Raw genomic sequence first — 5,472 nt, 5'->3', positions numbered from 1 at the left:
GTACCGCAGTGCGCACTGCGCCAAAGTCGCCGATGCGGCAGATTTTCCGAAAGTGAACCAATTCATCGAGGAAAATCAGGCGGCGCTCAACACGCAGGGACAGATCGTGGTCCCGACCATGGACGTCAACATCAACGACGACACCGCTAACGTGACCGTGCACTGGCACCGCGAGCGGACCGAGAATGAGAAGCAGACCACCGAGGAGTTTCTGGTCCGCGACGGCGACAAGTGGAAGGTGTGCACGCAGTGAGCTATACCGGTGATGTGACGCCCGCGCAGGCGTGGGCAGCGTTGGAGGCGGATCCGGATGCGGTGCTCGTCGACTGCCGGACGGAGGCCGAGTGGGCGTTTGTCGGCGTGCCCGATGTTTCGGCGCTCGGCAAGAATCCGGTGTTCGCCGAATGGGTTGGATTCCCCGGCGGTGCGCAGAACACGCGGTTCGTCGAGCAACTCCGGAGCGCGGGGATCGCCGACCACGACCCGGTCTACTTCCTCTGCCGCTCCGGCGCGCGGTCCATCGGTTCCGCGGAGGCCGCCACCGCGGCGGGATTTGCCGAGGCGTACAACATTCTTGACGGCTTCGAAGGTGCGCTCGACGCCGACGGTCATCGAGGATCGGCAGGCTGGCGCGCCGAAGGATTGCCGTGGAGGCAACAGTAGAAGGAGTACGGCGATGAGCCAGGACCTGCCCGACTGGGTATCGCCGGAGACCATCGCGGTGCGCGGTGGACTGATGCGGTCGGGGTTCTTTGAGACCTCCGAGGCGCTCTACCTCAACAGTGGGTACGTCTTCGATTCGGCCGAGGCCGCCGAACGCGCCTTCACCGGTGAAGACAAGCGGTTCGTCTACACGCGGTATGGGAACCCGACCGTCGAGATGTTCACCGAGCGGCTCCGACAGATCGAAGGCACCCAAGCGGCCTTCGCCACGGCCAGCGGCATGGCGGCGGTGTTCGTTGCGCTCGGCGCACTGCTGAAGAACGGCGATCGGCTGGTGGCCGCGCGCAGCCTGTTCGGGTCGTGCTTCGTGATTTGCAACGAGATCCTGCCCTCGTGGGGTGTGGACGTCGTCTTTGTCGACGGCGAGAACCTCGAGCAGTGGCAGAAGGCGCTGTCCGTACCTACTACGGCCGTCTTCTTCGAGACGCCGTCGAACCCGATGCAAACCCTCGTCGACGTCGCGGCCGTCGCCGAACTGGCGCACGCTGCCGGCGCGCAGGTGGTGCTCGACAATGTCTTCGCCACCCCGCTATTGCAGCGCGGCGTGGATTTGGGCGCCGACGTGATCGTCTACTCCGGCACCAAGCATATCGACGGCCAGGGCCGGGTGATGGGCGGCGCGATCATGGGCACCCAGGAGTACATTTCCGGGCCGGTCCGTGAGTTGATGCGCCACTTAGGTCCGGCGCTGAGCCCGTTCAACGCATGGGTGATGCTCAAAGGCCTGGAGACCATGAAGCTCCGGCTGGACGCGTCGGTGGCCAGCGCGCTGAAGATCGCCGAGTTCCTGGACGCCGATCCGCGAGTGGCCCGCGCGATCTATCCGTTCCTGCCCTCGCACCCACAATACGATTTGGCGCGTCAGCAAATGTCCGGCGGCGGCACGGTGATCACCTTCGAGCTCGCCGACACCGACCGCTCCCTGAGCGAATCGGCCCGATCCCTGAGCTCCGCCCGATCCCTGAGCTCCGCCCGATCCCTGAGCTCCGTCGAAGGGTCCGGCAAAGCCCGCGCCTTCGAGGTGCTCAACGGACTGCAGATCGTCGACATCTCCAACAACCTCGGCGACGCCAAGAGCCTGATCACGCATCCGGCCACTACGACGCACCGCGCGATGGGGCCGGAAGGTCGAGCGGCGATCGGCCTGACCGACGCAATGGTCCGCCTCTCGGTGGGCTTGGAGAACACTGACGACCTGATCCGGGATCTGGACCAAGCCTTGGGCTGACGGGGGCTTGGTTCGACGAGGGAAGGCTGATCGGGGGTATCGATGTTCCGATGGTTGAGTCGGGCTACGAAGTAGCCCGTGTCGAAACCACACCCCGCGACGTTAGTCGGACAGACCGAGCGCTCGCCGCACTGTCCGAAACTTCGCATCCGTCTCGTCCACCTCGGCGTCCGGATCGGAACCGGCGACGATTCCGCCGCCGGCCCACGTGGTCATCGACCGGTGGTCCTCGCCCAGTTCCAGGCAGCGGATCGAGACCAGCCATTGCCCGTCGCCGCGTGCATCGCACCAGCCGACGGCACCGCCGTAGAACTCGCGTGGGCCTTCCAGCTCGGCGATTAGTTCGGCGGCCGCGGCGCGTGGGGTGCCGCACACCGCGGGGGTGGGGCTGAGCCGGGCGGCCAGGTCCAGAGCTGTGACGGAGTTGTCGTGCAGGGTGCCGCGGATGGGTGTGGCCAGGTGCCACATCTCGCCGGTTGATCGCAAGATAGGTGCAGCGGGCGCACTGAGCTCACGGCACAGCGGTGCGAGACGTTCGCGCAGATCGTTGACGACAAAGGCATGTTCGCGCAGGTCCTTGTCTGAGCTTTGCAGGGCGGCGGCTGCGGCGGCGTCCCGGGCAGGGTCGGCTGAGCGCGCCGCCGAGCCTGCGTACGGGTGACAGGTGACGATGGAGCCTTGCTTGCGGACCAGCAGTTCCGGGCTCGCCCCGATCAGCCAGCGCTCGCCCGGCCCACGGGCGGCGAATACTGTCGCGGCGCCCGCTCCGGCGGCGAAGCTCGCCGCCAGCGACTCCGGGTCGAGCGGGTCGTCGTACGTCAGCTCCATGCTCCGGGCGAGCACAACCTTCTCCACCCGCCCTGCTGCAATCGCATTGAGCGCAGCGACGACGCGCGCGCGGTGCACCTCGGGCGGGGTCGTCCTTCCCTTCTCTGAGCTCGTCGAAGGGGCGATGGCCCGCCCAGTGAGCGGTACGCCTTTGACGGTCAGCGCGCGCGGGGTGAGCAGCGCGGATGGTCCGCCGGTGTCAAAGGCCAGGAGGCCCACCACTGCGGGAGCGCCGTCGGCCAGGGCCGCTCGGGCCACGCCCACCGAGTCGTAGCGCGCCGCCACCCCGGTCCCGCGTACCGTCCCCGACGGCGCGGACAGCAGGAAGCTCGTCGACTCGGTCACCGGGTCAGATTACCGGCCGCCTTGAGCCGCTCGGTCGGGCGTGTCGCGCCCCTCTGTGCGTGTCGCGCCCGCTGAATCCACCGCGACTGTCGGGGAGGGTCGCGACACGGAGGGGTGGGATTAAATCCGGCGTGCGTTTAATCCTGGCTCTCCGGTGCGAGAACCGGCAGAGTGGTCGGCAGGTCACGAGCACCAGCGACAAGCCCCGGCTAGCTGGTCGGCAACCCTCCATTCGCGGCGGGGTGCTCCGGGTGACGACCTGGCCGCCGGTCGACCGGCCGCGGCAAGCGCGGATTCGCTTGAGGAGTACGACCCATGACTGCTGTGCTGGACAACACCGACGTCTATGCCGCCGACCTGGACGCCACCGGGTCGATCACCGCTCTCGCCGACGTGGTGGGTGCCGACGAGCTGGTGCCCACGGTCTCCGGTGAGCAGGTCCGCTACGCGAACTTCGACTACGCGGCCAGTGCCCCCGCGCTGGCCGAGGTGGCCGCGGCCGTCACCGAGGCCCTCGGCCAGTACGCCAGCGTGCATCGCGGCGCGGGTCACCTCTCGCAGGTCACCACCGCGCGCTACGAGCAGGCCCGCGAGACGGTGCGGCGCTTTGTCGGCGGTCGCGCCGACGACACGGTCGTTTTCACCCGCAACACCACCGACGCCATCAACCTCGCGGCGCATGCGGTCCCCGGCGACGTGGTGGTCCTCGACATTGAGCACCATGCGAATCTGCTGCCGTGGCAGCGCACCGGCCGGGCTCGGGTCGTCGTCGCGCAGCCGACTTTCGCCGCGACGGTGGCGGCCCTGGAAGCAGAGCTTTCGGCCAAGCCTGCCGCACTACTGGCGATCACCGCCGCGTCGAACGTGACCGGCGAGGTGCTGCCGATCCGCACACTGACGGCACTGGCGCACCGGCATGGCGCACGCATTCTGGTCGACGGCGCCCAGCTCGTCGCACACCGACCCGTCTCGCTCGTCGGCTACGGCATCGACTACCTGGTCTTTTCCGGTCACAAGGTGTACGCGCCGTTCGGCGCCGGTGTCCTGATCGGGCGAGGTGACTGGCTCGACGCTGCGCCGCCGTATCTCGTGGGGGGCGGCGCCACGGCGCACGTCGATCTGGAGCACGGCACCGACTGGCACACCGGCGCAGCCCTGCACGAGGCCGGCAGCCCCAACGTCCTCGGCGCGGTCGCCATTGCGGCCGCCGCCGACGCAATCAAACACCTCGGCTTTGAACTCCTCGGCTACCACGAACGGGATCTTCGGGTCCGGCTGGATGCCGGGTTGGCCAGGCTTGACGGTGTTACGCCGCTCCGAATTTTCGACGATGTGGACGACCGCGTCGGTATCGCGGGCTTTTCGGTCGAGGGGCGTCCGGCGCGCGAGGTCGCCGAGTTTCTTTCTCAACACCATGGCATCGGCGTCCGCGACGGCAAGTTCTGTGCGCACCCGCTGCTGGTGCGGCTGGGTTACGGCGACGGCGCGGTCCGCGCCAGCTTCGGTCTGGGCACCAGCTCCGATGACGTCGATCGGCTGCTGGCCGCCCTCGCCGAGTTCCTGGCGACCGCCTGACCGCCCCCTCTCTCACCGATGTCGCGACTCTCTTTGCGTGTCGCTGCCGCTGGGAGGGGCGCGACTTTCGGGGAGGGTCGCGACACGGAGACGAGAAAGCCCGGTTCCGCGAGCGGGAACCGGGCTTCGTCGTCGTGGGGTAGGGCTTAGGAACCGTAGCGGACGACGGCGGCCTCGGCGACCTTGGCGGCCTCGTCCTTGCCGACCCAGCCGCCGGGGGTGACCGACTTGCCGGGCTCCTTGTCTTTGTAGCGCTCGAAGAAGTGCGAGATGGCGGCCAGCTCGAACTCGTTCACGTCGCCGATGTCTTGGATGTGATCCCACCGCGGGTCACCAGCGGGCACAGTGAGCAGCTTGTCGTCGCCGCCGGCCTCGTCAGTCATGGTGTACATGCCCACCACGCGTGCGCGGACGATACAGCCGGGTACCACCGACTCGGGCAGGAGTACCAGTGCGTCCAGCGGATCGCCGTCCTCGCCGAGGGTGTGGTCGATGTAGCCGTAGTCGGCCGGGTACACCATGGAGGTGTAGAGGTAACGGTCCAGGTAGATCTTGCCGCTCTCGTGGTCGATCTCGTACTTGTTCCGAGAGCCCTTGGGAATCTCGACGGTGACCTCGAGCTCCATATGCTCGCCTCCTCGGTGTAGTGGTCTTGCTGACGCGGTGCTGTCAGCGTTAACGATACTGTAGGGGCCATGGACTCCACGACGACGCGGCCGGACCGTCGCCGCGGCCGGGCCGTCCTTGTCGCGGTGCTGAGTCTGCTGCTGGTC

At 67.7% G+C, this 5,472-nt stretch carries 5 protein-coding genes, 1 pseudogene and 1 riboswitch; of the genes and pseudogenes, 4 read left to right on the top strand and 2 right to left on the bottom strand.

Features of this window, described 5'->3' with window-relative positions:
- From WAW85_RS06580 to WAW85_RS06570, 3 genes and pseudogenes are all read left to right on the top strand, one after another.
- A pseudogene (locus WAW85_RS06580) lies at window positions 1-253 on the top strand (hypothetical protein); the annotation flags it as partial.
- Complete coding sequence (locus tag WAW85_RS06575) at window positions 250-663, top strand: rhodanese-like domain-containing protein (RefSeq protein WP_422558830.1); 414 nt, start codon at window positions 250-252, stop codon at window positions 661-663. The pseudogene WAW85_RS06580 and the gene WAW85_RS06575, both read left to right, overlap by 4 nt.
- Before the next feature lie 13 nt (window positions 664-676).
- Entirely contained in the window at window positions 677-1,951 is a 1,275-nt protein-coding gene (locus WAW85_RS06570) for an O-succinylhomoserine sulfhydrylase (RefSeq protein WP_422558829.1), read from the top strand.
- 102 nt (window positions 1,952-2,053) lie between these two features.
- Here WAW85_RS06570 and WAW85_RS06565 read toward each other — a convergent pair whose 3' ends face one another.
- Window positions 2,054-3,124: an isochorismate synthase gene (locus WAW85_RS06565; RefSeq protein WP_422558828.1), complete on the bottom strand. Its 1,071-nt coding sequence runs from the start codon at window positions 3,122-3,124 to the stop codon at window positions 2,054-2,056.
- Between the two features lie 181 nt (window positions 3,125-3,305).
- A riboswitch (SAM riboswitch) is annotated at window positions 3,306-3,420 on the top strand.
- Between the two features lie 19 nt (window positions 3,421-3,439).
- Between WAW85_RS06565 and WAW85_RS06560 the strand changes: the two genes are divergently transcribed.
- The gene (locus WAW85_RS06560; protein ID WP_422558827.1) at window positions 3,440-4,699 is read left to right on the top strand and encodes an aminotransferase class V-fold PLP-dependent enzyme; all 1,260 of its coding nucleotides are present in this window, start codon (window positions 3,440-3,442) and stop codon (window positions 4,697-4,699) included.
- Window positions 4,700-4,845: 146 nt separating this feature from the next.
- Here WAW85_RS06560 and WAW85_RS06555 read toward each other — a convergent pair whose 3' ends face one another.
- Complete coding sequence (locus WAW85_RS06555; RefSeq protein WP_422558831.1) at window positions 4,846-5,325, bottom strand: inorganic diphosphatase; 480 nt, start codon at window positions 5,323-5,325, stop codon at window positions 4,846-4,848.
- Between the last annotated feature and the right edge of the window lie 147 nt (window positions 5,326-5,472).

Origin of the sequence: Gordonia sp. (in: high G+C Gram-positive bacteria) (genome assembly GCF_049299075.1) — a bacterium.
In the GTDB taxonomy this organism is placed as follows: Bacteria; Actinomycetota; Actinomycetes; order Mycobacteriales; family Mycobacteriaceae; genus Gordonia.
This window is presented reverse-complemented; position numbering and strand designations above follow the sequence as displayed.

Excerpts from the sequence above, each read along its gene's own strand:
- WAW85_RS06570 (WP_422558829.1), top strand. The coding sequence starts at position 677 with ATGAGCCAGGACCTGCCCGACTGGGTATCGCCGGAGACCATCGCGGTG.
- WAW85_RS06560 (WP_422558827.1), top strand. The coding sequence starts at position 3,440 with ATGACTGCTGTGCTGGACAACACCGACGTCTATGCCGCCGACCTGGAC.
- WAW85_RS06555 (WP_422558831.1), bottom strand. The coding sequence starts at position 5,325 with ATGGAGCTCGAGGTCACCGTCGAGATTCCCAAGGGCTCTCGGAACAAG.